Origin of the sequence: Amycolatopsis sp. lyj-109, assembly GCF_046548995.1 — a bacterium.
Classification (GTDB): Bacteria; Actinomycetota; Actinomycetes; order Mycobacteriales; family Pseudonocardiaceae; genus Amycolatopsis.
Map to the genome: position 1 here is coordinate 447076 of NZ_JAJPWR010000002.1, position 25946 is coordinate 473021.

Sequence of the window (25946 nt, forward strand, 5' to 3'; positions counted from 1 at the left end):
GGTGGTGTAATCGACGGGCCACACGCCGACTTCACAGGGACGGAAACACATGGAGGCCGACTCGCTCGCCGAACTGGTCGAGCTGAGTCCGGACGCGATCTGCGTGCACGAGCACGGCGTGTTCACCTACGCCAACCGCGCGGCCCTCGAAACGTTGGCCGCGCGCTCCGCCGACGAGGTCGTCGGCCGGCGGTTCACCGACTTCGTCGCCGAGGACGCGCGGGCCGCGGTGCTCGGAAAGCTCGCCGAGCTGACGAAACCGGGGCAGGCGAGCGAGCCCGTCGAAGCGCTGATGTCCCGGCTGGACGGCAGCAAGTTCGCCGTCGAGACGGTGCTGGTGCGCCTCGGCGAAGGCACCTACCAGGTCGTCATGCGCGACATCACGGCGAAGAAGGCGGCCGCCGACGCCCTCCGCTACCAGGCCGCGCTGGTGTCACACGTCAGCGACGCGCTGATCGCGACCACCGGTGAAGGCGTCGTGACCAGCTGGAACCCGGCCGCCGAGGCGGTGTACGGCTGGACCGCGGCCGAGGCCGTCGGACGGCGGGCGAGCGAGCTCGTCGGCGCGCCGCTCGACCTGCCGGACATCCGGCGCGGCGGCGGCGTCGCGGAAGCGGTGCACCGGCGGCGCGACGGCGCTCCCCTGGCGGTCCGGGTCTCGGCAGCCGAAATGAACGACGGTTACGTGCTGGTCTGCGCCGACGAAACCGCGCGGCGACGGGCCGAGCGGAACTACCGTACGGTCGTCGCGTCCCTCGACGAAGGCGTGCTCGTGATGGGCGCCGCCGGGCTCATCGAAGCGGTGAACCCGGCGGCCTGCCGGATCCTCGGCGCCACCGAAGCCGACCTGATCGGCGTCCCGTGCCACACGCTGCGGCTGTTCACCGAGTCCGGGCAGTGGATCCCGCCGGACGAGATGCCGTCGGTGCAGACGCGGCGGACCGGCGTCCCGCACAACGGCCTGGTCGTCCGCCTGCGCCGGCCGGACGGGCGCGACGTCTGGGTGTCGCTGACTTCGCGGCTGCTCGACCCGGACAACCCGGCGGCGATGGCCGTGGTCACCTCGTTCACCGACATCACCGAGACCCGCGCGATCAGTGCGCAGCTCGCGCACGACGCCACCCACGACCCGCTGACCCGGCTGGCGAACCGGACGCTGGTGCTCGGCCGGCTCGACGTCCGCGACCGGGGCGCGGTCACCGTGCTGTTCCTCGACCTGGACAAGTTCAAGGTCATCAACGACTCGCTCGGGCACTCGGTCGGCGATCAGGTGCTGCGGATCGTCGGGGAGCGCCTGCGTCGCAGCTCGGGCCGCGACGACCTGGTCGGCCGGCTGGGCGGCGACGAGTTCGTCGTCGTCACCGCCGAGGTCACCGACCCGGGCGAGGTCCGCGCGCTGGCCGAGCACCTGCGGGCCGCGCTGGCCGAACCGCTCGGCGTCCTCGGCAGGCAGCTGCACCTCGACGCGAGCATCGGCGTCGTGCTCGTCGGCCGCGACGACCGCCGCAGCGCCGAGGACCTGCTGCGCGACGCGGATGTCGCGATGTACCAGGCGAAAGCGCTCGGCCGCGGCCGCCACCACGTCTTCGACGTCGGCCTGCGCGAGCGGATGCAGCGGCGGCTGCGGATGGAACAGGACCTGCGCGACGCGGTCCACGACGACCAGCTGTGGCCCGCGTACCAGCCGGTCGTCGACCTCCGGACCGGCGAGATGGTCGCGGTGGAGGCGCTGCTGCGGTGGACGCACCCGCGGCACGGCCCGATCTCGCCCGCGGAGTTCATCCCGCTCGCCGAAGAGAGCGACCTGATCAACGTGCTCGGCAAGCAGATGCTGCGCACGACGACCCGCGAACTCGCCGCGCGGCGGGCTCGCCACGGCCTGGACCTGACGCTGAAGGTCAACCTCTCCACCCGCCAGCTCGACGACCCGCACCTGGTGCCCGCGGTCCAGGACGCACTGGCGGCCACCGGGCTCCCCGCCGGCGCGCTCTGCCTGGAGGTGACCGAAAGTGCGTTGATGCGCGACCAGGAAGCAGCCGCGGAAGTGCTGGCGTCCCTGCGATCGCTGGGCGTGCTGCTGGCGATCGACGACTTCGGCACCGGCTATTCGTCACTCGCGCAGCTGCGCCGGCTGACCTTGGACACGCTGAAGATCGACCGCTCGTTCATCACGGGCATCGCGGAGTCACGGGACGCGGAGGCGATCGTCACGAGCATCATCGCGATGGCCCACGCGGTGGACCTGACGGTGATCGCCGAGGGCGTCGAGTCGGCGGAGCAGCTGGAGCTGCTCCGCGCGCTCGGCTGCGACCAGGCGCAGGGCTACCACCTCGGCCGTCCGGTGCCGGCGGCCGAGCTGTTCGGTCAGTAGACCAGCTTCAGCCGTTCCAGTTCGTCCGCCGTCAGCTCGATGCCGAGGTCCTTGAGAGTGGCGTCGAGTTCGTCGGGTGCGACGGTGGTGGTTTCCCCGCCGCCATCGGGTTTCTCGACGGTGAGTTCCCGGCCGAGCAGCTTGCGGCTGACACCCGGCTCGATGGTCATGATCACCAGCCGCCCGGTGAACGGCGACTTCGGGTGCGTCGACGTGTAGTGGTGGTACACCTCGTAGTCGATGGGGTGCATCTCGTTGAGGCGGAATTCGAGGATGTCCTCGTCGCCCTTCTGCAGCGTCCACCAGCCGTCGTTTTCTTCGATGCGGTGCAACCACCCGGCTTGGTCGACTTCCCGGCCGTCGGCGAGCGGCATGGGGTCGATGATCCCGGCCCCGAACCCGACGTCGGCCAGGAAGCTGCGGCCGTCGACATCGACGACGACCGTCATGTGCGTGTAGGGCCCGGGCCGCCTCGGCTGCACCCGCGCGGAAAGCCGGTGCACGGTGTAGCCGAGCCGTTCGAGGACGGCGGCGAAGAGGCCACTCTGTTCGTAGCAGTAACCGCCCCGCCGCCGTCCGACGAGTTTCGCGCTCACGACGTCGAGCGAAATCCCTTGGTGCTGCCCGAGAACGACGTCGACGTTCTCGAACGGAACGGCCGCGACGTGGGCCCGCGTGAGATCGGTGAGCGCGGATTCGGACGGCGCCCGCCGCGGTTGCCCGACGCGCGCGAGGTAGGCGTCGAGATCGACGGCGCCGATCCCCCATTCCCCTTCAGTGGTCATGGGTCCATGGTGGACCCTCGACCGAGCTGGAGGTCAACCTTCGTGCACGACCTGCCGCACCTCGACGGCGGTGTACTGCGCGTCGGGGATCTTGGCGGCCAGCTCGACGGCCCGCGCTTCGTTCTCGACGTCGACGACGTAGTAGCCGCAGAGGAAAGCCTCGGACTCGACGAAGCCACCGGTTTTGGTCTGCGCCACACCGTTCTTGACCTGGACGGTCTTGGTTTCGCCGGGTTCGGCGAGCGCCTTGGTCTCGACCATCTCCCCGGAGTCGGTGACGAGCTTGATGAAGCTCCCGTGCCCTTCGTAGACGGCGTTCTTCTGGTCGTCCGTGAGGGTGCCCCAGAGGGTGGGGTTCATGTGGAGGGTAAGGAGGTAACGCATGGTCCGGCTCCCCGTGTTCGGGCGGCGGCCCCGGGTGGGCTGCCTTTCACCGATGGGTCGGGGCTGCTTCTCGGGACCGGACACGGGTGCCCGCGGTTCACTCGTTCGGCCTAATCCACTCTTCGGTGTGCCGGTGGCGGCCGAGTCCCACGGCGTCGAACTCGTCGAAGTGAGCGCCGCGGCGGACGCCGAGTGCGCGCAGTGCTTGCGAAATGGGGCTGCCACCGGACGGCAGGGGCTCCCCTTCGGCCACCCGCAGGGGACCGAGGCTGACGGATCCACGGTGCCACACTTGCGCGACCTGAGTGCCGACCCCGCCGAAGAAATCGGCTTCGACGTACGCCACGGGTCCCAGCTCCGAACACGCGCCGAGGAGGCTGCCGAAGCCCGCCGGCGCCTTCCAGAAGCCTTCGAGTTCCGGGGCGCCCCGGACGGTGACCGCGTCGAAGTACTCGTCGGTCATCAGCAGCATCGACAGGGAGCCGTGCAGCGGGACGATCTTTCCCGCAGAACCGGCCAGCCGACGTAGTACGGCGTCTTCGGAGACGACCGCTTCCAGGCAGTACACGGCCCCATCCTGGCTCAGCTGCGGCTGAGGAGCACGTACCTTTCGTCCTCGATGGGACCGCCCCACAACGCCGGATCGTCGAGCCGGGTCACCGTCGCGGCGTTCCGGTTCGCCAGCACCAGCCGCTCGCACTCTTCGGCCGCGATCCCGGCCCCGGTGAACCACCGGCCCTCGACGAGCACCAGCCGCCCGTCCGGCTTCAGCAACCGCTCCCACGCCCCGAGTGCGGCGACCGGGTCGGGCATGGCCCACAACACATGCCGCGCCAGCACGACGTCGTACGAACCCGGCGGACACGGCGGATCGGCGGCATCCCCCTCACGGAAGTCCACCGCAACCCCGGCAGCGTCGGCCTTTTCCCCGGCAACGGCGAGCATCCCGCGGGAGAGATCCACGCCATGGACGACATGGCCGGCCTGCGCGAGCAGCACGGCGAGACTGCCGGTCCCACACCCGAGGTCGACAACAGCCGCGGCAGGCGGCGGCATCAGCGGCAGCAGGAGATCCGACCATGCGCCCCGTACGGCGGGATCCCGCAACCCGTGGTCGGTCTGATCGTCGAACGACGCGGCTTCGGCGTCCCAGATGTTCGTCACAGCGCCATCGTGCCGGGCCCCACCGACAGTTCCGCGCACACAAGAAAGCCGCCTTGACCGGAGTCAAAGCGGCTTCTTCGAACGGTGGCCAGGGCCGGGGTCGAACCGGCGACCTTCCGCTTTTCAGGCGGACGCTCGTACCAACTGAGCTACCTGGCCGGGAACGCCGGCAAGGAGCCGAACGATCTTGCGACCCTGACGGGACTCGAACCCGCGACCTTCGCCGTGACAGGGCGACGCGCTAACCAACTGCGCCACAGGGCCTTGCGTTACTACAGTACTACGTACTCCCAACGGGATTCGAACCCGCGTTGCCGCCTTGAAAGGGCGGAGTCCTAGGCCACTGAACGATGGGAGCCCGGTCGGTTTCGGGTGACCGACCGACCGCGCTCTCAGGTTCCCCTGGGAGCGATTACAAGCATAGGGCACGCCACCACCGCTTTGCACCGGGGGTTCCTTAAGCCGTCGGCAAGGGCTCAGACCTGCGCAAACGGCGCCAGATCCACCAGACGGCGATCGAGCTCCGCCTGCTCCGGCTCCGCCAGTGCCGACGACAGCAGTTCGCCGATCCGGTCGTCGGTCAGGGCTTCGGCGCGCTGCCAACGGTCGCGCAGGTCCGGCTTGCGCTCCGCCGCCGCGAGGAGCTCGTCGGCCGCGTCCTCGGGCCACGCCGTGCGCAGGAGGCGCGCGCGGCCGCCCTCCGGGTCCGCGATCACCGCCTCCGGGATCGACAGGCCCAGCGCCCGCAGCGCGGCAAAGTGGAGGCCGCCGCGCAGCTCGCGGAAGACCATCAGAGCGAAGCCGAGGCGCTCGACGTCACCCGTGGGGCGCTCGGCGTGCTTCCATCCCGCGAAGAGCGCCAGCCCGCTGGCGTCCGCGGCGTCCACGACGCGGAACAGCAGCTCCGCCAAGCGGCCGGGCTCCGATACGGCCGAAAGGCTGACGCGCGACCACCGAGCCGATGACTCCACGTAGGCGCGGACCGCGGCGGGCGCGTCGAGGGCCGCCATCGCCGGCGGCAGGACGAACTCGAACAGCCAGTGCGGGAAGATGCCGAACAGCTCCGCAGCCACCTTCGGCGGGACGTCCCCGAGCACCGCCGACCGCCCCCGGACGTACAGCGAACGCGGCGGCAGCCCGACCTCCGCCTCGACCGCGGCCAGCTCCGGCGACGTCATGAACTTGCCGCCCAGCACCTGCACCACCGGCCTGATCCGGTGTGCCAGACCCACCGCGCCTTCGATCGTCGTCATGTCGTCCCCTTTCGGCACCGCTAACGTAACACTGTTACGAAAACCGCGTCAAACACTCGGCGACAACCTGGCAATTACTTCCCGAAAAGGGGCACAACCAGCGGAAATATCACCGGACGGGCCCGGCGCACCACGCCGGACCCACCCGCTCAACGCTGAACCGGCGCCTGCCCGTCCTCATCCAAGTTCAAGCCCAGCATCTCCAGCAACTGACCACAGTCCTCGACCCCCAGCGCACCATTCGCCACCGCCAGCCGAGCCCGCCGGACCTGATCATCCGACACCCGCTGCGCATCCGCCGCCCCACTCCGCTGCGCCGGCAACGCACCGGCCAACGGCGCACTCCCCCCATCGGCACCTTCGTACCGAAGGAGGAACTGCCGCACTTCAACAGACCCGCTCATAGCCCCTCCACACGGCTCACAACAACTTGGCCGCGAGGCTAACCAGCACCGGCCACCACACACAGCCCCCCGGAGAGTGAACCTGAGGCCACGCTCCGCTCAACGCAGCGCAATCAGCAACCCCGGAGAAGAACCCACCCGAACGAACGTCACCCCCGCGCCAAAGTGACACCACACGGGGAAATTTCCCGCTCTCCACTCGCCCAACCACCCAACTCGTGCAACAATCGAGGTGCTGACACACCCCCGGTCAGCGCCTGTGGAGATCCCCTCCGACCCCCGCGTTCCTCCCCCTGGCGCGGGGGTCCTCCATTTCTTGGCCCTCTTCGGGCTTCGCCCTTCGATGGCCAAGCATTTCGGTGTGCTGACCCGGGGGGCCGAGCCCCCCGGACCCCCCACGGTGCGGTGCGCTCGGCTTCCAGCGGGGTGGGTTTTCGGCTTCGGCTTCGGGCGCTGGGCGCCCTTGCCTTTGGGTGGTTTTTTCTGGGGCGTGGGGTGATCGATTCGGTTGGTTAGTGGGGGGTTGCTTTCTGTTGATGGGGGTTGGGCTTAATGGGTGAGGGTTGGGCTTTTTGGGGACCTTGAGGGGCGTGTTGTAGCTCACAGTGGTTTGTGTGGCGAGATCTAAACGTTATCGTGGGGGCGTGCCTCTTCCCTCCCTTGGCCGCTTGAGCAGCCGCACGAACCTGAAAGCCGCCGCGTCTTCCGGGCGTCATCGTGGTGCCGCGAAGCCCGTGGACGACGGTGTCGTCGAGGACACTGAGCTGACGTCGTACCTTGCCGCCCTTGCTCCGGAGAACGATCTGGAGAGCACCGGATCCGGCAAGCGGTTCGGGGAAGCTCAGGTGTTCCAGCTGCGGATGAGCCTTGTTGCCAGCCAGCAGCTCAAGGATATTGCCGCCGAGCGGCAGATCTCGCCGCAGGCGCTCGCTCAGGAGTGGATCCTCGAGCGGCTCAACTGGGAGGGGCAGGCCTCCTCCGTGCAGGACCAGCGGCAGCAGGCCGCCGGTGTCGGCGAGGTCAGCGATCTCACCGATGAGTTCCACTTCGCTGCCGATGCCTTCGATGCGCCGGCCGTTGCGCGGCGCTGAGCCCGGCGCACCAGACCGGCGCGCCACACAGACCCCATGAGAAAGGGCCCCCGGCTGCTGCCGGGGGCCCTTCGCTCAGGCCTTAAGACGCGCAAAAGGGCCTGCGAGGCTTGCTCAGCCTCAATTTCAGATCGCGCGGACCTTCTGGGCCTGCGGACCCTTCTGGCCCTGGCCGACCTCGAACTCCACTCGCTGGTTCTCCTCGAGGGTGCGGAAGCCGCGGCCCTCGATCTCCGAGTAGTGAACGAACACGTCGCCTTCGCCGCCGTCCTGCGCGATGAAGCCGAAGCCCTTCTCCGCGTTGAACCACTTCACAGTGCCTTGCGCCACCGCTGTACTCCTCGTTACACAGATCCGCTTCGAATGCCACCGAAGCGGCACCCCGACCGTCCCGGGCGGTTCCAACGAGACGAGTCAAGAGCGGGTCGGCTCCATGGCTCGCGTCAGAAGTTCCGCGAGTGTGAAGCCACGAACACGCAAAACGACGGCCTGAGAGCAGACTACCGGGATCTGGCCAAAGTTGAACCCCGTGATCGAGGCGAAAACCGGCTCTGCGCACCAAGGTCACCGGAACGTCGTAGGGCTCCCGGCCGGTTCTGTCGGACCCACCGGCTAGTCTGACGCGGCACAGCGACACCGTGATCACCGGATACGGGTCGGAGTCGGCCGTGCCCCCTCCGTGAAAGCCTTTCCAGGCCACTGTGACGCTCGTCACGCCTGGGTTACTCAACGTACCTGGTCCGCGGGGCGTCTCGAAGGGGGGAAGCACCAAAAGGGGCAAAGGGGAATAGGTGTGACGGTCAGGATTTCCACGCGGCGCCGGGGCGCTGCCGTGGCACTGGGCTTGGTCGCCGTGCTCACGCTGGGGGCGTGCAGCAGCGAACCGACGGTCTCGGCGAGCGGTTCGTCCGGCGGGGGCCCGACCAGCTCGCCCGCACCCAGCGCGCAGCCCGCCAAGCTGACGGTGACGCCGGCGGGTGGCGCCCAGGACGTCGCACCCGGTGAGCCGGTCGGTATCCAGATCACCGACGGCACGATCATGTCGGTGACGCTGACCAACCCGGAAGGCAAGCAGGTCCAGGGCCAGACGTCGGCGGACAAGAAGACCTGGAACACCACCGAGCAGCTCGGCTACGGCAAGACCTACACGTGGTCCGGCCAGGCGCAGGGCGCCGACGGCAAGAACCTGCCCATCGCCGGCGCGTTCACCACGGTCAAGCCGAAGCGCCAGATGGCCGCCAGCCTGAACGTCGGTGACGGCCAGACGTACGGCATCGCGATGCCGATCGCGCTGACCTTCCCGAACCGCGTCACCGACAAGGCCTCCGTCGAGAAGGCGCTGTCGGTCGAGACCACGCCGAAGACCGAAGGCTCGTGGGCCTGGATGCCCGGCGACGCCTCGGTGCACTGGCGGCCGAAGGAGTACTTCAAGCCCAACACGCAGGTGAAGGTGAACGCCAAGATCTACGGCGTCAAGATCGGCGACGGCGTGTACGGCAAGCAGGACGTGTCGGCCAGCTTCGCCATCGGGCGTTCCCAGATCGTCAAGGGCAACACCACGCAGCACACGATGCAGGTGATCCGCGACGGCCAGCAGATCGCCGACTACCCGGTGAGCTACGGCCTCGACTCCGACCCGGGACGCGTCACGCACAGCGGCGTGCACGTCGTCATGTCGAAGCACGCGACCTACTCGATGAGCAACCCCCGGTACAACTACACGGACGTCAACGTGCCGTGGGCGGTCCGGATCTCCAACAACGGCGAGTTCATCCACGGCCTCGCGGCGTCGGTCTGGGCCCAGGGCAAGAAGAACATCTCCCACGGCTGCCTGAACCTCTCCCCGGCGCGGGCCAAGGAGTACTTCGACGGCGTGCTCACCGGCGACCCGGTCGAGATCACCGGCAGCACGCAGACGCTGAGCGCGAAGGACGGCGACTACAGCGACTGGACCTACGACTGGGCGAGCTGGCAGAAGCTCTCGGCGCTCGCCCGCTGAGCCACCTGCGAACACGGGGCGGCCGGGAAGTCCACTGCGGGCTTCCCGGCCGTTCGCGGTTGCGCCCCGGAAACCGCGAAAATCCGATGCAACCCCGGCGATCACCCACCGCATGACTAAGGGCAGAGGCGCAGCGATTCCTGCTGCGCCCGCGAGAATGAGGAGCTGTCTTGCGTATCCGCATCGCCCTGACCCTCGGCGCGCTCGTGCTCGCCGGTGGCGCCCTGACCAGTGGCATCGCGCTGGCTTCCGAGGCGCAGGCGCCGGCCGCCCCGACCACGACCCAGGCGACCCGGCCGGGCGAGCCGACCGTGGCGCCTGCCCCGGACTCCACCCGTCCGGGCCGCCCGAGCGCGATGCCCGCGCCGCGCGACACGACCAAGCCCCGCACGGGACAGGTCCCGCGCGTCCCCCGTGCCGTCCCGGCCGGGCCGACCGGTGACCTGCACCTCCCGGCCGTGTGGGAGACCCGGTAACCAGGTGATTTCCCGCTCCCGTCCGGCGACCGGGCCGGGCTCGCCGTGGGACGGCGAGTTCGCCCGGTACTTCGGCGAGCGCGCGCACAGCCTGCGGTCGACCGCCTTCCTGCTCTGCGGGGACTGGCACCAGGCCGAAGACCTCACGCAGGCCGCGCTGCTCAAGCTCTACCTCGCCTGGCCGAGGCTGTCGCGGCACGACACGCTGGACGCCTACGCGCGCAAGATCGTCCTGCGCACGTTCCTCGCCGAGCACCGGCGCAGCAGGTGGAAACGGGAGCGGCTCACCGACGCCCCGCCGGAACTCCCGGCGGAACCGGCCGCGAGTGACCGGGACGAACTGGTCCGGCAGGCTCTGGCCGTGCTGGCCCCCAAGCAGCGCGCCGTGCTGGTGCTGCGGTACTTCGAGGACCTGAGCGTCGATGAGACGGCGAAGGCGCTCGGCTGCAGCACCGGCACGGTGAAGAGCCAGGCCTCCCGCGGCCTGGCCACGCTGCGCAAGCGGCTCGGCCCGCACTACGGTGCGCTGACCTTCAGCGCGCCCACGGAGGGGAGGTGACGAACATGGACCCCGAAGACGACGTCCGCGCGATCCTGACCGGCGCGGCCGGCGGCGCACAACCGCCGATGCGCCTCGAAGCCGCCGACGTGATCGAGCGCGGCGGCCGGGTCCGGCGACGACGCAAGCGTTTCGCCGTCGCGGGCACTTCGGCCGCGACGGCGGTCGTCCTCGCGGTGGCCGGCTTCCTGGCCGGCCACCGCGTGGGCCCGCCGCAGCCGGTCGAGCCGGCCGGCCCCGGGTTGTCCACGATCGGCACCACGTCCCCCAGCCCGTCGCCCCTGGAGGTGCCGGTCCCGGCGACGTCGATCGCTCCGGCGGCGCCGTCGGCCGAGCCAGGCGAGACCCGGCCCCGCACCCAGCGGACGTCGGCTCCCCAGGTGCCGTCCGCGGGTCCGCGGGATACCTCCCGCCGGGCGCCGACGGCCACGCCCTCCTCGACGACGGTCGCGACCCGGCCGGGGGCGGCGACGCCGACCACGCGCTAGTACTGCAGGGCGAGAACTTTGCCCGGTGCGGCCGAAGACAGCCTGCCAGGACAATCCTGGACGCCGGCCTGCCGATCTGCCGCAGCCGGTCGTGAGTGGTAATTCGGGTTCTAACCCGAATTACCACTCACGACCACCAGCCACGGCAAACGGGAACCTTGATCCCCCAGGTCACGCACACTCCTCGCCGCGACGCGAACTGACCCCTGGCGCACGTGTGCCCCGCCCGGTGATCCGGACGGGGCACACGGCTATCCGTGGACCGCTCAGCGTTGAGCAGCCGCGGAGGTCAGCTTGCCGCTGTTGTCCTCGGTGTCGATCTGGTCCATCGGCACCTGTGACGTCTCCGGGATGCGGATGATCGGGATGATCGCGATCAGCGCCGCCGCCATCAGGTAGTAGGCCGGCCAGTCCTCGTTGCCGGTGCTCTTGATCAGCGCCGTCACGATGACACCGCAGGTACCGCCGAACAGCGACGTCGAGATGTTGTAGCCGATCGCGAACGAGCCGTAGCGCACCCGCGTGGGGAACATCGCCGGGAACGTCGAACCGATCACCGCGAGCATGAGCACCAGCAGGAGCGCCACGATCAGGAATCCGACGAACAGCCACAGGATGCTGCCGGACTGCATGAGCTTGAGGCTGGGCCAGCTCAGCACCAGGAATCCGATGGCCGCGGTGAGCAGCAGCGGTTTCCGGCCGATCCGGTCGGACAGCGCGCCGAGCGGGATGATGATCGCCATCTGGATGACCTCGACCGCGATGATGATCAACGTCGAGGTGTTGTCGTTGATCTTCAACGTATCGGTGAAGTACGTCGGCATCGTCGTCAGCAGCAGGTAGTCCGCGACGTTCAGCAGCAGCACGATGCCGATCAGGTTGAGGATCATCCGCCAGTTGCGGACGAAGATCTCCCTCAGCGGTGCCTTCTTCGGCGCCTCGCCCGCGGCCTCCATACGGCGGAACTCGGGGGTGTCCTCGAGCTTGTTCCGCAGGTAGAGCCCGATCAGGCCGAGCGGCAGCGCGACGAAGAACGGGATCCGCCAGCCCCAGGCGTCGACCTGCTCGGACGACAGGGACAACGTCACCGACAGCACCACGAGGTTGCCGAGCACGTAGCCGGCCAGCGTGCCGAGTTCGAGGAAGCTGCCGAAGAAGCCGCGGCGCTTCGTCGGGGAGTACTCGGCGATGAACGTCGCCGCCCCGCCGTACTCGCCGCCGGTGGAGAAGCCCTGGATGATCCGCAGGAGCAGGATCGCGATCGGCGCCGCGATGCCCATGCTGTAGCTGCCGGCGTACGTCGGCAGGACGCCGACCAGGAACGTGCAGCCGGACATCAGCAGGATGGTGATGGCGAGGACCCGCTTGCGGCCGAGCTTGTCGCCGAGCGGGCCGAAGAACGCCCCGCCGAACGGCCGCACGATGAACCCGACGGCGAGCAGCGCCAGTGATTTCAGCACGGCGTTCCCCTCACCGGGGAAGAACTGCGTACCGATGCTCACCGCGATCGCGCCCGAGGTGAAGACGCCGTAGTCGTACCATTCGGTGGCGTTTCCCATGGCCGACGCCCACACTGCGCGCTTGACGGTTCTCTCGTCCACTGACGGTTTGCCCGTCGTTGCTGCTGGTTCGCTCATGCCGGCGACGACTCCTCCCGTGCAGTGCCCACTGGGCCATTCGAGCTCATCAGCCCAGTCTTGACCGGCTTTCGCAGGTCGGCAGTCTGAGCCGGAAATTGCCTACAGTGGGGAACTTTCCGACTACTGAGAGAGGTGGGTGGTCCGGCGGCGCCCCGGGTCGCGCGCGAGGGCCGGCTACCCGCCGGTTAACGTCAGCGCATGAGTCGTGTTTCTCAACCCTGGCCGCCGGTGGCAGTGGAGCCCGCGGTCCCGCACCCCGAGGCGCCGAAGCCGGGCACCGAGCTCGGCGTGCACTTCACGGAGTGCTTCGGGTGCGGCGACGAGGCCGACGCCGGGCTGCACCTGCGCTCGACCGTCGGCGAGGGCCAGGTCGTGCACTCGCGGTTCACCGTCACCGCGGCCCACCAGGGCGCGCCCGGGCTCGCCCACGGTGGCCTGCTGGCCTGCGCGTTCGACGAAGCGCTCGGCTCGACGGTCGGGAACCTGATGCGCCGCCCGGCGGTGACCGGCAAGCTCGAGACGGACTTCCGGCGGCCGGTCCCGGTCGGTTCGACGCTGTTCATCGCGGCCCGCCTGGACGGCATCGCGGGCCGCAAGATCTACGTCAGCGCGAACGGCCGCCTCGACGCCGAAGACGGCCCGATCGCGGTCAGCGCGCGGGCGTTGTTCGTCATCGTCGGCTTCGAGCACTTCAGCACCCACGGCGACCCGCAGGCGCTGGAGAAGCTCGCGGCGCAGCACGAAAAGAACCAGCGGGAGCGCGGCGAACGCGACTGGGAGATCAACCCCTGAGGGGCACTTTCACGTGAAAGTGCCCCTCAGGTGAGTGTTCGGGGGCGGATGGCGTTCGCCCGGTCCACCAGCTCGATGCGCTCGTCGAGCGTGCCCGCCAGCCGCGCCAGCGCCCGGTAGCACCGCTCGAGACCGAACCGCAGCTCGCGTTCCTCGAGCCGGCACCCGAGCACGCGCGCGCCCGGCGTCGGCTTGCCCTGCTTGAGCCATTCGTGCGCGGCTTCGAGCACGCCGGCGGACAGGCGCGTCTGGCGTTCGACGTCCAGCCGCAGCCGCTCGAGCCGGGCCGACGCGTCGAGCAGGTCGTGCTCGGTGACCGGGGTCTCGCGGCCGTTGGCCTTGGTCGCCGTCGTCTTGATCTTGATCGCCGCGACCTGCGCGTCGACGTAGTGGGTGGAGGACGGCGGCACGGTCTCCAGCACCTCGACCGCGCTCGCCCGCGCGCCCTGCGCCAGGTACACGCGGGCGAGGCCGAAAGCGGCGCTGACGTAGGTGCGGTCGGTGCGCCAGACCAGTTCGTAGAACCGCGCGGCGGCGAAGTAGTCACCGACGCCTTCGGCGCTGACGCCCAGAGCGAGCTTCGGGGCGATCTCGCCCGGCAGGTCGTCGTACACCGCTTCGAACGCCACGTGCGCGACCCGCGAACGGCCACCCGCGAGTTCGATCAGGCCGCGGTACCAGTCGATCCGCCAGTCGTGCGGGAAGCCGTTCTTGATGGCCAGGTACTGCGCGGCCTGCAGCTGCCGCTGCGCCTCCGCGAACTCGCCCAGCTCGATCCGGGCGCGCACGATCCGCAGCCGCACCTCGATCGACTCCCGCGGCGCGCCGCTCAGCGCCTCGATGGCGGCCCGCGGGTCGAGCGCGGTCGTGGTGGCGAGCACGCCCGCCGCCGGGTCGTCCGTGTCCACCTGCGGGATCGGCAACCCGGCGACGACCTCGTCCGCGCCGGGCAGCGGCACGCTGGCGCCGGCTTCGGGCACCACCAGCTGCACACCGAACGTGCGGCTTTCCGGGCCGAACACCGTGGACACGCCGGGCCGCGGCTTGCCGGTGCCGAGCGCCATGATCTCGCGCAGCACCCCGGTGAGCTGGTCGGCCATCTCCTCGGCGGAGAGGAACCGCCGGTCCGGGTCGGAATGCGTCGCACGCCGGAGGAACCGGTAGTACGAACCGAACAGCGCGAACAAGGGGACGGCGTCCGGGCCGGGCAGGGTCGTCTTGAACTTGCTGGTGTAGCCGGTGAATTCGAAGCTGAGCACGGCGAGCGTGCGCCCGACGGTGAAGAGGTCCGACGCCACCGACGCGCCCTGCTTCGGCAGTTCCGGCGCGCTGTAGCCGGTGGTGAAGAACAGCGGGCTCTCGTAGTCGTCGGTGCGGCGGACCGCGCCGAGGTCGATCAGCTTCAGCTGCTCGTTGGTCTGGATGACGTTGTCCGGCTTGAGGTCGCAGTAGAGCAGGCCCTGGCTGTGCAGGTAGCCGAGCGCGGGCAGGATCTCCAGCCCGTAGGCGATGACCTGGCCGATCGGCAGCGGCTCCGGACGGCGGCTTTCCCGGTGGTGCGCCAGCGCGAGCTGCCGCAGCGACTGGCCGCCGACGTACTCCATCACGATGTAGCCGACGGTCGTCCCGCTGTGGGCGTCCGGGTGCTGCACGAAGTTGTGGATCTTGACGATGTTCGGGTGCTCGACCTCGGCGAGGAACCGCTGCTCGTTGGCCGCGGCCGCCATCGCCGTCGCGTCACCGGTGTCGATCAGTCCTTTGAGGACGACCCAGCGGTCGCTGACGTTGTGGTCCTGCGCCAGGTAGATCCAGCCGAGGCCACCGTAGGCGATCGCGCCGAGGACCTCGTACTGGCCGCCGACGAGCTCGTTCGGCTGGAGCTTCGGCAGGAACGAGAACGGCGCGCCGCAGTTCTGGCACTTCCCTTCCGGCACACCGGGTTGCCCCTCCATGCCGCGGCCGACCTTGGCGCTGCAGCTGCCGCAGAACCGCTTTTCCTCCGACACCACCGGGTTCGTCAGCACCGCGGACGCGGGATCGCGCGCGGGGACCGGCGGGACCTCGACCAGCCCGGCGCCGAGCCGGCCGCGACGTGATCGGGACGTCCGCGACGACGTCCGCCGCGAGGTGCCGGGGAACGCGCCGGAGCCGGAACCCGAGCCACTGCCTGTCCCTGTTCCAGTGCCCGTCCCGGTGCCGGTGTGGCGGCCTTCGCTGGTGCGCTCGGGCAGGACGCTTTCGGTACCCGGATCCGGCAGCGGCGCGCCGGGAGCGGTGTCCGGCCGCGGTGCCGGCGGCATGATGCTCTGGGTCTCCGGCGCCGGCGCGGCGAGGACGCTCGTCGGCTGCGGCGCGTCGGGGTCCGGGCGCAGGGCCTGCGTCGGCGGGGCGACGGGGGCGATGCTGCCCGGCGGGCGGGTCGGGTCTTCGGCACCCGGGATCGGCGGGCGGCCGGCGGACGGCTGCCCGCGCGGCGGCGTCGGCGGACGCCGCACCGGAGCGTGGAACACGGTCTCCTGGCCACCGGACGGGTCGCCCTCGTCGAGGCGGCCCGAGATCGACGGCTCCGGCGTCTCCCACCGCACCGGTGGCGGCGGCTGCCAGTTCGGCGCGGCCACCTGCTGCGGCTCGTCGTCCGGCGCGGCGTGCCGAGGACGGCGCGACTCCTCCGACACTGCTACCTCCCGGATCCCCTGCGACGTGCGGAGATCGATCCTAGTCGCGCTGCATTGCCTGAGAACGCTGTATTGCCTGGTCCTGCGCCGTTCACTGCTGGTACTGGGGCGACGGCGGCGAAGCCGGTCCGAGACGGGCTTCCACCCAGCGGCGGTAGCTGTCCTGCCACACGCCGTTGCCGCGGATCTGGTCGAGCACCGCGTTGACGTAGCGGACCATGTCCTCGTGGTCCTTCGGCACGCCGATGCCGTAGTTCTCCTGCGTCAGCCGATCGCCGCGGACTTCCAGGGTCGAGTCCTGCGCGGCCATCCCGGCGAGGATGGTGTCGTCGGTCGACACCGCCTCGACCTGGCCCTGCTGGAGCATCACCAGGCAGTCCGACCAGTTGTCCACCGAGATCGGCACCGGCTTGGCCGGGTCCGTCGCGATCTTCGCCAGCGACGTCGACTTCTTGGTCGCGCACACCCGCTTGCCGCTCAGGTCCGCCAGCTTCTGCGCCTTCGACTCCTTGGTGACCAGGATCTTCTGGCCCGCCACGTAGTACACGGAGGAGAACTCGACGTCCTTCTTGCGCGTGCAGGTGATGCTGTAGGTCCGGACCACGATGTCGACCTGGTGCTTCTTCAGGACCTCTTCGCGCTGCGACGACGGGATCGCGCGGAACTGGACGTGACCGTCGGCCGAGCCGAAGATCGCCTTGGCGACCGCGTTGACCATGTCGATGTCGAAGCCCTCGAGGTTGCCCGAGGTGGGGTTGCGGAAGCCGAACAGGTAGGTGGTCTGGTCGACACCGGCGATCAGCTTGCCGCGCTTGCGGATGTCGGACATCGTCGAGTTGTCGGGGACGGTCGTGCTGGTCGGCGACAGGCTGGCCAGCGGGTTGCAGCTGGTGTCGGACGTCCCGCCGGCCGTCGCGTCCGGGCCGCCGACGTGCGCGGGCTGCGGCCAGGCCGCGTTGCTGACCGGCGCCGGGTCGACCGGTTTCCCGGGGCTGCCGCAGGACGCCGCCAGCAGCGCGACGACCGCCAGCACACCCGCCCGGACCGTGTTCCCGCGCCTGCTCACCGGTACTCCCTCAGTCGCTCCCGGATCCCCATGGTGACACCCGCCGCGGCGACGATCGCCAGCACGGCCAAACCGGGTGCGAGGAGCGTCAGCGCGCGGTCGCCGTTGTGGGTGTCGTCGAGGAAGTCCTGCCTGCCGACGTCGATCGCCGCCTGGAGGCTGTCGTCGAGCCGCCGGAACGCCGGCGCGGAACCGCCCTTCGCGTCCTCCTTGACAGCGAAGTCGACGGCTTCCTGGTACGCCCCGGCGTCGTCCTGGGCACGCACCTGCCGGTGCGCCTTCAGCCAGTCGGTCGCGGCCGCCGACGCATCGGCGACCTTCGTGGCGCCCTCGCCGTCCTTGATGAGGCCGCGGGCTTCGCCGAGGAGACCGCCCTGGCCGTCCTCGCCGACCAGCTGGACCGCCTTGGCGCTGAAGTCCTTCTCGTACGTCCCGCCGTCACCGCGGGCGACCAGCGTCAGCGTTTCGTCGGCACGGGCCTGCAGCGCGGCGATCCGCGCGCGGACGAGCACGTCGACGCGGTGGGAGCCGTCCTCCTGGCCGCTGCCGACCAGGCTGCCCTGGAAGACCAGCGCGACCGCGCCCCACAGCAGCGACACCACGACGGCGGCCGTCGCGACGACGAGCCCGACGTTGAGCAGCCGGTTGGTGCGCCGGGTCAGGTAGACCTGGGCGACGATCAGCGCGGCCAGCAGCGCGACCACCAGGATCGTGGCGAGCCACGGGAAATCGGTGGCGCCGTCCTGCTCGTCGATGAGCCGTTCGGTGTCGACGCGGTAGAGGTCCTGGGCGGCGGGCAGGATCTTCGCCCGCATCAGCTCGGACGCCTCGCGCAGGTAGGACGCGCCGACCGGGTAGCCGAGCCGGTTGTTCGCCCGGGCCGTCTCGATGAGCCCGGTGTAGACGGGCAGCTGCTGGTTCAGCATGTCGACCGGGGTGGCCGCGTCGGCGACGTCCGCGGCGTCGGAAGCGGCTTTGGCGAGCGCGGCGCCGGCTTCGGCAATATCCCGTTCGTAGCGCTGGCGGAGCTCGGGCGGCTCGGTGCCGATGGAGAGGAACGCGCTCGCCGCGGTCGCGTCGGCGTCCGAAAGGGAGCGGTAGACCTGCTGCGACGCGGCGGCGAGCGGCTCGCGGCGGTCGATGACGCCGCTGATCGTGTCGTCGCGGACCTGCACCGACAGCGTCGCGACGAGCCCGGCGACGAGCGCCAGCAGGACCAGCCCGACGGCGATCACGGTGAGCCGGCCGGGCGTGGCCGCGGCCGACCGGACGATCGCACGGACGCCCTGACCCGGCAGCTCGAGCAGCCCCAGCAGGCCGCCGCGGCCCCCGGTGCGGTCACGGTTGTCCGGTGGCGACGGCGGAGCTCCCGGCGCGGGCGCCGGGGCCGTCGCTGTGCTGGTCATCCCCGAATTCCTCCCCCTGCCATCCGGGGCATCGCCCCAGGCCGGGGCTGCGCCTCCCGGAGCCCCCGAAAAAGATCGCTGTGAGCCGTACCCGCAGAAGGTAGCCGAGTCGCCGCGCGCGCAGCCACCGGCACCGCCCGCTGTCATCAGCACGTGATCTGGGCGGATGTGTTCCCGCGCACACCGGTGATCAGGTGCGGACTTCCGCCAGCACGCGCCAGTGGCCGTCTTCGGGGCCCGACGTCAGCGTGCCACCGGCGAGGGCGAGCCGCTCACGCATGCCGGCCAGGCCGAATCCTTCACCTGTCCGGGTGAACGTCTCGAGGGCGTTGCGGACGTCGAGCCGGACGACGCCGGGCGCGTGGTCCAGCCGCATCCGGATGTCCTCGCCGGGCGCGTGCTTACCGGCGTTCGTCAGCGCTTCCCGCGCGATGCCGGCCAGGGCGACGACGGCCGCGGACGGGAGCGGCCGGGGTGCGCCGTCGGCGGCGAATTCCACGGTGACGCCGTGGTCGCGGGCGTGCGCGGCGACCACCGCGGCGAGGGTTTCGGTGAGCGGCAGGACATCCTGGCGGAGCGCGGCAACGGCGTCGCGCGCCTCGGCAAGCCCGTCCGCGGCGAGCTTCCGCGAGCGCCGGACGGACCGCAGCGCACCGTCCACATCGGACCGTTCGGTCAGCAGCGCCTCGGCCAGCTCGAGCTGCACGCCCAGCGCGCCAAGGGAATGCGCAAGGACGTCGTGCAGCTCGCGGGCGATCCGGGTGCGTTCGTCGAGCGCTGCGGCGCGGGCGTGTTCGGCCTGGGCGAGCCGCGTCTGCGCCAGCAGCGCCTCGCTCTGCGTCGCCTGCACCTCGTACTGGCGGCGGTTGAGCCCGAGCAGCACCAGCAGCAGCATCACCCCGGCGTCGGCGAGCGACTCGCCGAGGGAGTGGCCGGCGAACGCGTGTGACGTCACCGCCAGCGCAGCGTCCAGCAGGCTGGTGGTGAGGATCGCGCCGACGCTGACCGAGGTGAGCGTCGCGAGCCGGCCGAGGGCGATGACGGACAGCAGGATCGCCGACGAGTCCCCGGCCCAGCCGACGATCGCCGCCGGCAGCGCGCTCGCCGCGGCGAGCAACGCGGCCGCCGTCTTCGGCCGGCGGGAGGCGAGGAGGACGAAGCCCAGCCAGCAGGCGGTGGCAACGCCGTACACGGTCCACACGCGCGGGTCGGTCTCGCGTGCGGTGAGCAGGGTCGCCGCGAAGAAGAGCGTGCCGAGCAGCTGCACGACCAGCCAGCTCGGCGCGATGGTGTCGGGCAGGCGTTTCGGCACGGCGTCCATGATCCCCCGCCCGTCCCGGCCGGTCGGTCGGTCAGCCGCGGATGGCCGGGGCGAGCGAGTGCGGGAGGACGGCTTCGTGCTCCGGTGGCCGCCGGACCACCACCTCGACGTCGTCGGCGAAGCGGTACGGCTTCGCGCCGAGGATGCCGCCGAAGTGACGTCGCAGCCGGGACATCTCGGCGCGGACGGTGACCGTCCGGCCGGCGTCGCCGAACAGGTCGGCCGACAGCTCGGACGCCGACCGGCCGTCGCGGCGGCTGGCCAGCACGTACAGGACCTCGGCGTGACGTGGGCTGAGCCGGTGCGTCCAGGTCCCGGCGGCACTGGCCACGGTGAGTTCGGGCTCGCGCGGCGACCGGACGTCGAGCACGACGCGGGTGGGCGGGGCGGTGTCGTCCTCGGTCAGCCGGAGCAGCCAGCCGCCGGGCACCGGCTCGACCGAGCAGCCGCCGTACGCCGGCAGCCAGGCCCGGCCGGGGCCGAGGCCGGTGGGCAGGGCGACCCGATCGACCGGCGCGAGCCCCGCGGCCGCGGCGACCCAGCCGTGTCCGTCGGCCACCATCGCCCGTCCGCCGACCTTCGCGAGGACCGGGACGGCGAAGCCGCGGAGCCGTTCGAGCTCGGTGAGGTGGGTGGTGCGCAGCTGGGCCTCCGCGAGCCGCGTCACGGCGTCGACCAGCGCCAACGTCGTCGCGTGGACGGTCGAGGCCGAACCGGAGAGGTCGACGACGCCGAGCAGCCGGCCGTCACGTGGATCGTGCAGCGGCGCGGCCGCACACGTCCAGGAGTGCTGGGCCCGGACGTAGTGCTCGGCGGAGTACACCTGGATCGGGCTGCGCGCGACGAGCGCGGTGCCGATCGCGTTGGTGCCGACGGATTCCTCCTGCCAGTCGACGCCTTCGACGAACCCGAGCCCGTCGGCGCGGCGGCGGACCGCGGCACTGCCGTCCCGCCAGAGGACGGCGCCCCCGGCGTCGGCGATCACCATGATGTGCGCGGCCTGCTCGGCGAGGCTGATCAAGCCACCGCGCAGGACCGGCAGCGCCTCGGCCAGCCCGCTCGCGCGGCGGCGCCCTTCCAGCTGTTCGAAGGTCAGGACGGGCGCGGCGGCCCGGCTGTCCGGATCCATGCCGAGCCGGCGCATCCGCTGCCAGGACGCGCCGATGACCGGCCGCGGCCGGCTGGGCAGCGCCCGGCCGGCCAAGGCCGCTTCGTGCACTTGCGCGAGGACACGGGCGTGCCGCCGGGGATCCGCCCCGGCCGGCAACGCTGCCTCGAGGTCCTGCTGCCCCAACCGCCGCTCCTTGCGCTGTGCCTCCTCGGAGTCTGCCGTTTCGGCGGGATGATCGGTAGGTGGCGCACGTCGCGGTCGGTCCCGGGTTTGCTGCGGTCAGTAAGAGACGTAGACGTCGGTCTCGACGTCTTCCGGGGCGGATTTCGGCGCGGAGACGGAGTCCGCGATGAGCCGCGCGACTTCGGCGTCGATCGCGTCGAGAACCTGTTCGCGCAGCTCACCGCTGTCGGTGACGCGGGTGCGGAACCGCTGGAGGCAGTCGCCGACGTGGCGGGGGAAGCCGGCCTCGATCAGCGTCGGGCCACCGCCGTCGCGAGCCCGGCCGACCGCTTCTCCGGCCGCTTCGTGCACGGCGAAGAAGTCGGATCCGTCGACGACGACCCCCGGCACACCGAACCCGGCCACCCGATCGGCGTAACCGGAGTCCTCCGTGACGAAGATGGCGGGCAGGTGCCAGGCCGACGCGAGGTTCAGCGCCTCCAGCGTCGTTCCCGGGCCGTCCCCGAGGAAAGCCACTCCGACGCCGCCGGTGTCCTGCTGTTTCGCGGCGATCGCGGCGCCGCAGATCAGCAACGGAACGCCACCGAGCGTGTCCGTCGCGACCAGCCGGTGGTGCCGGATCTCGGCCATGACGGCCCTGACGTCGACGCCCTTGGCGATGCGGTGGCCGTGCCGGCGATGGGTGCCGGCGATGGCGTCACGGCCGTCGAGGTGGAGGCAGACGCCCGCGGCCAGGGCCTCCTCACCGGCGTACGGGTGCCCGCAGTCGCCGGTCGCGCGGACCTGCTCTTCGACGGCCCGGATGGTCCGCATCACGCGATACGCACCCCGGAGGGCGTCCGTCATCTCGGGCGCTCCTTCCCCAGCTCGGTGTCTGTGCGCAACAGCCCTTTCCGGGCCGCTTCCGCCATCGCCGCCCGCACGTCGACGACCCACGGCCCGTCCGGCTTGAGCTCGACGAACGCGCTCTCTCCGGTCTTCAGCTCGAGTTCGCGCTCGCCGTCGAGCGCGATGACACCGCCCGCCGCGGCGAGCTCGACGCGCATGCCGGGCCGCAGGAGCCCCCAGCCACGCACGCCGACCGGCCGCACGAGCCCGGGCGCGATCGGCGCGTGCACGACGTACGGCGTCTCCCCGACCGGCCCGAGCTGCAGCGCGACGCCGTCCGGGCTCGACCGCGGGCTCGGGCAGAGTTGCCCTGGAACGCTGGAGAGGCCGATACCGTCCGGCTCGGCGAAAGTGCAGTAGAGCTCGGTGAGCGACGACGGGTCCCACAGCGCCCGTGCCCCGATGTGCCTGCTCAGCGACACGCAGACGTCGACGAGCGCGATCTCCCGGCGTGCTTTCGTGACGACCTCGAGCACGCTGACGCGGTGGGTGACGAGGTCGGGATCGATCTGCCCGGTGGCGATCAGGCCGGCGGCCAGGCCGGCGACGGTCGCCTCCCGCATCTGCGGGAAGACGTTGTTGGTCCCGGTGGAGAGGGCGAGGAGCGGAACGTCCTCGCAGGCCGCGGCGGCGACCCGGGCCGTGCCGTCCCCACCGAGGACGACGATGACGCCGGCGCCGGCCTCGACCATGCGACGCACCGCGTTCGTCGTGTCGGCAGCGGTGCCGGTGATGTCGTCGTCCTCGCAGAAGTCGACCTTCGGCCAGGAGCCGCCACGGCCGAGCGCGCGCAGAACCGCAGCGGAAATGCCGCCGAGGTCGGTCGAGACGAGGGCCCGGTCGAGCCCGGTGACGGCGAACGCTGCCAGCAGCCGCTGGACCATGTTCGCCTTCTCCGCGGTGGGGAACACCGACGCCTGCGCGACCAGCCGGCGGATGTCCCGCCCCGAAGCGGGGTTCGCAACGATCCCCGCCACCGTTTCGCCCACCTGACCTCCCGTTCTTTCACCAACAACAGGAGACTCCGCGATCGGGCGGAACGGAAGGGTTGCAGGGCGTTGCAGTGCCGGTGCGATGCGGCCGAAGCGACGCAGATCACACCGCGCGTCTCACCCAGTGATCTTCAGTGGACAGTCCAACCTGGATCGGCGAGGAATGAACCAACCGGCGCGAGGTCCCGGCAGAGGACGACGAGACCAGGTCGGCGACGCCCTCGGAGCCGAAGCCGGCTTCGGTCACCGACTGGGCGCAGTGCCCGCAGTTCATCCCGGAAACGGTGTAAGCGTGCTCGACCATGGTGTGGAGCGCACGAAAAGGGCCGCCACCCCGAACGGGTGACGGCCCTTCCCCAAGATCAAAGTCAGATCACGGTGACCGACGTGGCCTGCGGACCCTTCTGGCCCTGGCCGATCTCGAACTCGACGCGAGCGTTCTCCTCCAGGCTCTTGAAGCCGTTACCCTGGATCTCGCTGTAGTGAACGAAGACGTCGCCGCCACCGTTGTCGGGGGTGATGAAGCCGAACCCCTTCTCGGAGTTGAACCACTTCACAGTGCCCTGAGTCATAAAAAAATCTCCATGTGTAACACAAAAAAAACGGGAAGCCACATCAGCGACCCGGGTCATCACCCGGACGGTTTGCTTCCTCGGTGAGGAGACACTACGCCCGCCGAATCTTGCGAGCGTGACTCAACACGAACACAAAAATCAAGACCTTAAGTAGTAAAGCACACGTGGACCAGGGCGGACAAGCCGTCTTCACCCGGGCGGGGTGAGCTATTCGCCACTCGCCGGGCGCAGCCCCTCGGTCGTGAACGGCGAACGCCAGGTCGCGTCCCGGTCCGCAGCCACTACAGCGTCGTCGTGGGCCTCTGAGCTGGCGCTGAACAGCACCGGTACGACGCCGGAGGCCTTCCGCGCCGGTTCGGATGCGTGCTGGTGATCGGTCACGTCGAAACTCCCCTCGTTCCCTGCCCGCTTCGGCGCGGGTCATGACCGTGATGGTGCCATGCGGCACCGACAGAAACCGGTTGTCTCCCGCCGGGACCCGGCCGGGAAGGTTCAGCGGCGAACCACCACCGGAACACCGTCAGGTTACCCGAGCCAACGCCCTGCTACCACACGACATTCCCAGCTTTTCCGGAACGAAACAGAGCAAAACCGTTACTGGGCGGGAGGTTGCGGACGCGCCTGGCCGAGCAGGGCCGAGAGCCGCACGTCCGGGGTCACGACGTCGGGATCCGTGCGCACGTCGATGACGCACGGCCGCTGCCGGACCAGAGCACTGGCGATGATCGGCTCGAGCTCTTCACGATCGTCCACGGTGTACCCGGCGGCGCCCAGCCCACGCGCCCACGAAGCGAAGTCGGTCAGTGGGATGGAGACTCCGGTGAGCCGGCCGTAGGTGCGGGCCTGGTGCATCGCGAGCGCGCCGTGCACGCCGTTCTGGAAGACGACCACCATCACCGGAGCCCGGTACCGGACGGCCGTTTCGATCTCCTGGCCGGTCATGAGCGTCCCGGCGTCCCCGACCATGGCCACGACGGTCCGCCGCGGCTCGGCCAGTTTCGCCGCCACCGCGGCCGGCACGGCGTACCCCATCGCGGCGTTGCTCGGGCCGAGCTGGCTGCGCGGCGCCGTGAAGCACCAGTAGCGGTGCATGAACTGGGCGAAGTTCCCCGCGTCGCTGGTCACGATGGTGTCCTCGGGCGCCAGCTTCCGCAGCGCACGGACGACGTCGACCGGGTGCACCCGGGTGTTCCCGCTGGTGTCGGGCGGGGTCATGAAGGTGTGGACGGCTGCGTTCGCCGCCGAAGCCCGCCGCGTCCGCGGCGACGCCACCTCCCGCAGCTCCCGCAGGAACGGCTCGACCTCGGAGTCGACGCGGAAGGTGAGTCCCCGCCGCTTCGGGCTGACGTCGATGCCGGTGCCGACCATCACCAGCGTCTGCTGCGCGGTCGGGTAGCGGTAGGCCTGGGTGGTCACCTCGTCGAGCTGGGTGCCGAGCGCGAGCACCAGGTCCGCGCGCTCGAGCGCGTCCAGCTGCCGGGCCGGGATGCCGAGACCCAGGTGGCCGGCGTACCGAGCATGGTTTTCCGGGAAGGCGTCCTGCCGCCGGAAGGCGTTGTAGACGGGCAGCGCGAGCTCATCGGCAACGGCGATCAGCTCGTCCCGCGCCGACCGCGCCCGTCCGCCGACGATGACCACCGGGTACTTCGCCTCGTCCACCAGCTGCGCCACGGCGTCAGCCGAACGGCCCAGTGTTCCGGACGCCGGCGGCCGCACCCGCGCCATCGGCTTCGCCGCGTCGTAGGGCATCCCCCAGATGTCGCAGGGCACGCCGAGCACGACCGGCCCCGGCCGTCCTTCCTGCGACGTCGTCAGCGCGTGCGCGAGCAGCCCCGGCAACCCGTCCGGGTCGGTCACCCGCACAGTCGACTTGGCGATCGACTCGAACATGGCCGTCAGGTCCGACGTCGGCAGCTCCCCCGACGACGACGGCACCGGCTCGGTCGCCGGCGTCTCCAGCAGCACGACCATCGGCGTCTCGTCCTGGTACGCCGTTTGGACGCCGATGGCCAGGCTCGCCGCACTCGGCCCCCGGCTGGCGAGCAGCACGGCGGGACGTTCGGTGAGCTTCCCTTCGGCCTCCGCCATGAACGCCGCGCCCGCGTCGTGGCGCGCCGAGACCAGCGTGATCTCCCGCTCCCGCTGCAGGGCGTCGAGCAGTTCCAGGAAGGACTCACCGACCACCGCGTACACGCGGCGGACACGCGCCTCGGTCAGGATCCGCACGGCCGTCTGGGCGACGGTCGCTCCCAGTTGGTATCTAATGAGGAGAGCTTAGGCGGGCACCGTTCAGTGCAGTCAAGTGATCTTCACCGAAACCGGA

General features: G+C 70.5%; 25 protein-coding genes and 3 tRNA genes. 7 read left to right on the top strand and 21 right to left on the bottom strand.

Annotation, left to right across the window (positions count from 1 at the left end):
* Nucleotides 1-49: 49 nt before the first annotated feature.
* Nucleotides 50-2371, top strand: a complete 2322-nt coding sequence (locus ACLJQF_RS05905; protein WP_410607173.1) for an EAL domain-containing protein — start codon at nt 50-52, stop codon at nt 2369-2371.
* Here the strand turns inward: ACLJQF_RS05905 and ACLJQF_RS05910 are convergent.
* From ACLJQF_RS05910 to ACLJQF_RS05950, 9 genes are all read right to left on the bottom strand, one after another.
* The gene (locus ACLJQF_RS05910; RefSeq protein ID WP_410607174.1) at nt 2365-3156 is read right to left on the bottom strand and encodes an arylamine N-acetyltransferase family protein; all 792 of its coding nucleotides are present in this window, start codon (nt 3154-3156) and stop codon (nt 2365-2367) included. The genes ACLJQF_RS05905 and ACLJQF_RS05910 overlap by 7 nt on opposite strands.
* Nucleotides 3157-3189: 33 nt before the next feature.
* On the bottom strand, nt 3190-3540 hold the full coding sequence (locus tag ACLJQF_RS05915; RefSeq protein ID WP_410607175.1) for a YciI family protein: 351 nt from the start codon (nt 3538-3540) through the stop codon (nt 3190-3192).
* A gap of 97 nt (nt 3541-3637) precedes the next feature.
* Nucleotides 3638-4108: a hypothetical protein gene (locus ACLJQF_RS05920; RefSeq protein WP_410607176.1), complete on the bottom strand. Its 471-nt coding sequence runs from the start codon at nt 4106-4108 to the stop codon at nt 3638-3640.
* Between the two features lie 14 nt (nt 4109-4122).
* Nucleotides 4123-4704, bottom strand: a complete 582-nt coding sequence (locus ACLJQF_RS05925) for a class I SAM-dependent methyltransferase (protein ID WP_410607177.1) — start codon at nt 4702-4704, stop codon at nt 4123-4125.
* Between the two features lie 85 nt (nt 4705-4789).
* Nucleotides 4790-4863, bottom strand: a tRNA-Phe gene (locus ACLJQF_RS05930).
* 31 nt (nt 4864-4894) lie between these two features.
* Nucleotides 4895-4968 (bottom strand) — tRNA-Asp (locus ACLJQF_RS05935).
* A gap of 21 nt (nt 4969-4989) precedes the next feature.
* Nucleotides 4990-5062 (bottom strand) — tRNA-Glu (locus ACLJQF_RS05940).
* Nucleotides 5063-5180: 118 nt separating this feature from the next.
* Nucleotides 5181-5957 carry an SCO6745 family protein gene (locus tag ACLJQF_RS05945; RefSeq protein WP_410607178.1) on the bottom strand — a complete coding sequence of 259 codons (777 nt, stop codon included), beginning with the start codon at nt 5955-5957 and terminating at the stop codon, nt 5181-5183.
* Nucleotides 5958-6106: 149 nt separating this feature from the next.
* Nucleotides 6107-6361 (bottom strand): hypothetical protein, encoded by a 255-nt coding sequence (locus ACLJQF_RS05950; RefSeq protein WP_410607179.1) that lies wholly within the window; start codon nt 6359-6361, stop codon nt 6107-6109.
* A gap of 644 nt (nt 6362-7005) precedes the next feature.
* Between ACLJQF_RS05950 and ACLJQF_RS05955 the strand changes: the two genes are divergently transcribed.
* Nucleotides 7006-7452, top strand: coding sequence for a hypothetical protein (locus ACLJQF_RS05955; protein WP_410607180.1), 447 nt, complete (start codon nt 7006-7008; stop codon nt 7450-7452).
* Between the two features lie 126 nt (nt 7453-7578).
* On the opposite strand, the gene ACLJQF_RS05960 is transcribed toward ACLJQF_RS05955, so the two are convergent.
* Nucleotides 7579-7782: a cold-shock protein gene (locus ACLJQF_RS05960; protein ID WP_003097368.1), complete on the bottom strand. Its 204-nt coding sequence runs from the start codon at nt 7780-7782 to the stop codon at nt 7579-7581.
* A gap of 463 nt (nt 7783-8245) precedes the next feature.
* On the opposite strand from ACLJQF_RS05960, the gene ACLJQF_RS05965 reads away from it, so the two are divergent.
* The 4 genes from ACLJQF_RS05965 (at nt 8246) to ACLJQF_RS05980 (ending at nt 10974) form a co-directional block, all read left to right on the top strand.
* Nucleotides 8246-9451 carry a L,D-transpeptidase gene (locus ACLJQF_RS05965; protein ID WP_410607181.1) on the top strand — a complete coding sequence of 402 codons (1206 nt, stop codon included), beginning with the start codon at nt 8246-8248 and terminating at the stop codon, nt 9449-9451.
* 170 nt (nt 9452-9621) lie between these two features.
* Entirely contained in the window at nt 9622-9927 is a 306-nt protein-coding gene (locus tag ACLJQF_RS05970; RefSeq protein ID WP_410607182.1) for a hypothetical protein, read from the top strand.
* Between the two features lie 4 nt (nt 9928-9931).
* Complete coding sequence (locus ACLJQF_RS05975) at nt 9932-10486, top strand: SigE family RNA polymerase sigma factor (RefSeq protein ID WP_410607183.1); 555 nt, start codon at nt 9932-9934, stop codon at nt 10484-10486.
* A 5-nt stretch (nt 10487-10491) separates the two neighbouring features.
* Nucleotides 10492-10974: a hypothetical protein gene (locus tag ACLJQF_RS05980; RefSeq protein WP_410607184.1), complete on the top strand. Its 483-nt coding sequence runs from the start codon at nt 10492-10494 to the stop codon at nt 10972-10974.
* A 266-nt stretch (nt 10975-11240) separates the two neighbouring features.
* Here the strand turns inward: ACLJQF_RS05980 and ACLJQF_RS05985 are convergent, their stop codons facing one another.
* On the bottom strand, nt 11241-12575 hold the full coding sequence (locus ACLJQF_RS05985; RefSeq protein ID WP_410607455.1) for an MFS transporter: 1335 nt from the start codon (nt 12573-12575) through the stop codon (nt 11241-11243).
* A gap of 237 nt (nt 12576-12812) precedes the next feature.
* Here ACLJQF_RS05985 and ACLJQF_RS05990 point away from each other — a divergent pair, with 237 nt between their 5' ends.
* Nucleotides 12813-13406, top strand: coding sequence for a PaaI family thioesterase (locus ACLJQF_RS05990; protein WP_410607185.1), 594 nt, complete (start codon nt 12813-12815; stop codon nt 13404-13406).
* Nucleotides 13407-13432: 26 nt separating this feature from the next.
* Here the strand turns inward: ACLJQF_RS05990 and ACLJQF_RS05995 are convergent, their stop codons facing one another.
* The 10 genes from ACLJQF_RS05995 to ACLJQF_RS06040 form a co-directional block, all read right to left on the bottom strand.
* Complete coding sequence (locus ACLJQF_RS05995) at nt 13433-16081, bottom strand: tetratricopeptide repeat protein (RefSeq protein WP_410607186.1); 2649 nt, start codon at nt 16079-16081, stop codon at nt 13433-13435.
* Between the two features lie 91 nt (nt 16082-16172).
* Entirely contained in the window at nt 16173-17114 is a 942-nt protein-coding gene (locus ACLJQF_RS06000) for a glutamate ABC transporter substrate-binding protein (protein ID WP_410607456.1), read from the bottom strand.
* Nucleotides 17115-17143: 29 nt separating this feature from the next.
* Complete coding sequence (locus ACLJQF_RS06005; RefSeq protein WP_410607187.1) at nt 17144-18553, bottom strand: hypothetical protein; 1410 nt, start codon at nt 18551-18553, stop codon at nt 17144-17146.
* A 190-nt stretch (nt 18554-18743) separates the two neighbouring features.
* The gene (locus tag ACLJQF_RS06010) at nt 18744-19865 is read right to left on the bottom strand and encodes a sensor histidine kinase (RefSeq protein WP_410607188.1); all 1122 of its coding nucleotides are present in this window, start codon (nt 19863-19865) and stop codon (nt 18744-18746) included.
* Nucleotides 19866-19905: 40 nt separating this feature from the next.
* Entirely contained in the window at nt 19906-21168 is a 1263-nt protein-coding gene (locus ACLJQF_RS06015) for a GAF domain-containing protein (RefSeq protein WP_410607189.1), read from the bottom strand.
* Nucleotides 21169-21264: 96 nt separating this feature from the next.
* Nucleotides 21265-22014, bottom strand: a complete 750-nt coding sequence (locus ACLJQF_RS06020; RefSeq protein ID WP_410607190.1) for a thiamine pyrophosphate-dependent dehydrogenase E1 component subunit alpha — start codon at nt 22012-22014, stop codon at nt 21265-21267.
* Nucleotides 22011-23045 (bottom strand): ATP-NAD kinase family protein, encoded by a 1035-nt coding sequence (locus ACLJQF_RS06025; RefSeq protein ID WP_410607191.1) that lies wholly within the window; start codon nt 23043-23045, stop codon nt 22011-22013. The genes ACLJQF_RS06020 and ACLJQF_RS06025 overlap by 4 nt, the downstream gene beginning before the upstream one ends.
* A gap of 106 nt (nt 23046-23151) precedes the next feature.
* A complete protein-coding gene (locus ACLJQF_RS06030) occupies nt 23152-23352 on the bottom strand; it encodes a cation-transporting ATPase (RefSeq protein ID WP_410607192.1) in 201 nt (66 codons plus the stop codon).
* Nucleotides 23353-23416: 64 nt separating this feature from the next.
* The gene (locus tag ACLJQF_RS06035; protein WP_013222289.1) at nt 23417-23620 is read right to left on the bottom strand and encodes a cold-shock protein; all 204 of its coding nucleotides are present in this window, start codon (nt 23618-23620) and stop codon (nt 23417-23419) included.
* Nucleotides 23621-24217: 597 nt separating this feature from the next.
* Nucleotides 24218-25876: a thiamine pyrophosphate-binding protein gene (locus tag ACLJQF_RS06040; protein WP_410607457.1), complete on the bottom strand. Its 1659-nt coding sequence runs from the start codon at nt 25874-25876 to the stop codon at nt 24218-24220.
* Nucleotides 25877-25946 lie beyond the last annotated feature (70 nt).

Coding starts and splice junctions, on each gene's coding strand:
- ACLJQF_RS05905 (WP_410607173.1), top strand. CDS start 50: ATGGAGGCCGACTCGCTCGCCGAACTGGTCGAGCTGAGTCCGGACGCG.
- ACLJQF_RS05910 (WP_410607174.1), bottom strand. CDS start 3,156: ATGACCACTGAAGGGGAATGGGGGATCGGCGCCGTCGATCTCGACGCC.
- ACLJQF_RS05915 (WP_410607175.1), bottom strand. CDS start 3,540: ATGCGTTACCTCCTTACCCTCCACATGAACCCCACCCTCTGGGGCACC.
- ACLJQF_RS05945 (WP_410607178.1), bottom strand. CDS start 5,957: ATGACGACGATCGAAGGCGCGGTGGGTCTGGCACACCGGATCAGGCCG.
- ACLJQF_RS05950 (WP_410607179.1), bottom strand. CDS start 6,361: ATGAGCGGGTCTGTTGAAGTGCGGCAGTTCCTCCTTCGGTACGAAGGT.
- ACLJQF_RS05980 (WP_410607184.1), top strand. CDS start 10,492: ATGGACCCCGAAGACGACGTCCGCGCGATCCTGACCGGCGCGGCCGGC.
- ACLJQF_RS05990 (WP_410607185.1), top strand. CDS start 12,813: ATGAGTCGTGTTTCTCAACCCTGGCCGCCGGTGGCAGTGGAGCCCGCG.
- ACLJQF_RS06005 (WP_410607187.1), bottom strand. CDS start 18,553: ATGACCAGCACAGCGACGGCCCCGGCGCCCGCGCCGGGAGCTCCGCCG.
- ACLJQF_RS06020 (WP_410607190.1), bottom strand. CDS start 22,014: ATGACGGACGCCCTCCGGGGTGCGTATCGCGTGATGCGGACCATCCGG.
- ACLJQF_RS06030 (WP_410607192.1), bottom strand. CDS start 23,352: ATGGTCGAGCACGCTTACACCGTTTCCGGGATGAACTGCGGGCACTGC.
- ACLJQF_RS06035 (WP_013222289.1), bottom strand. CDS start 23,620: ATGACTCAGGGCACTGTGAAGTGGTTCAACTCCGAGAAGGGGTTCGGC.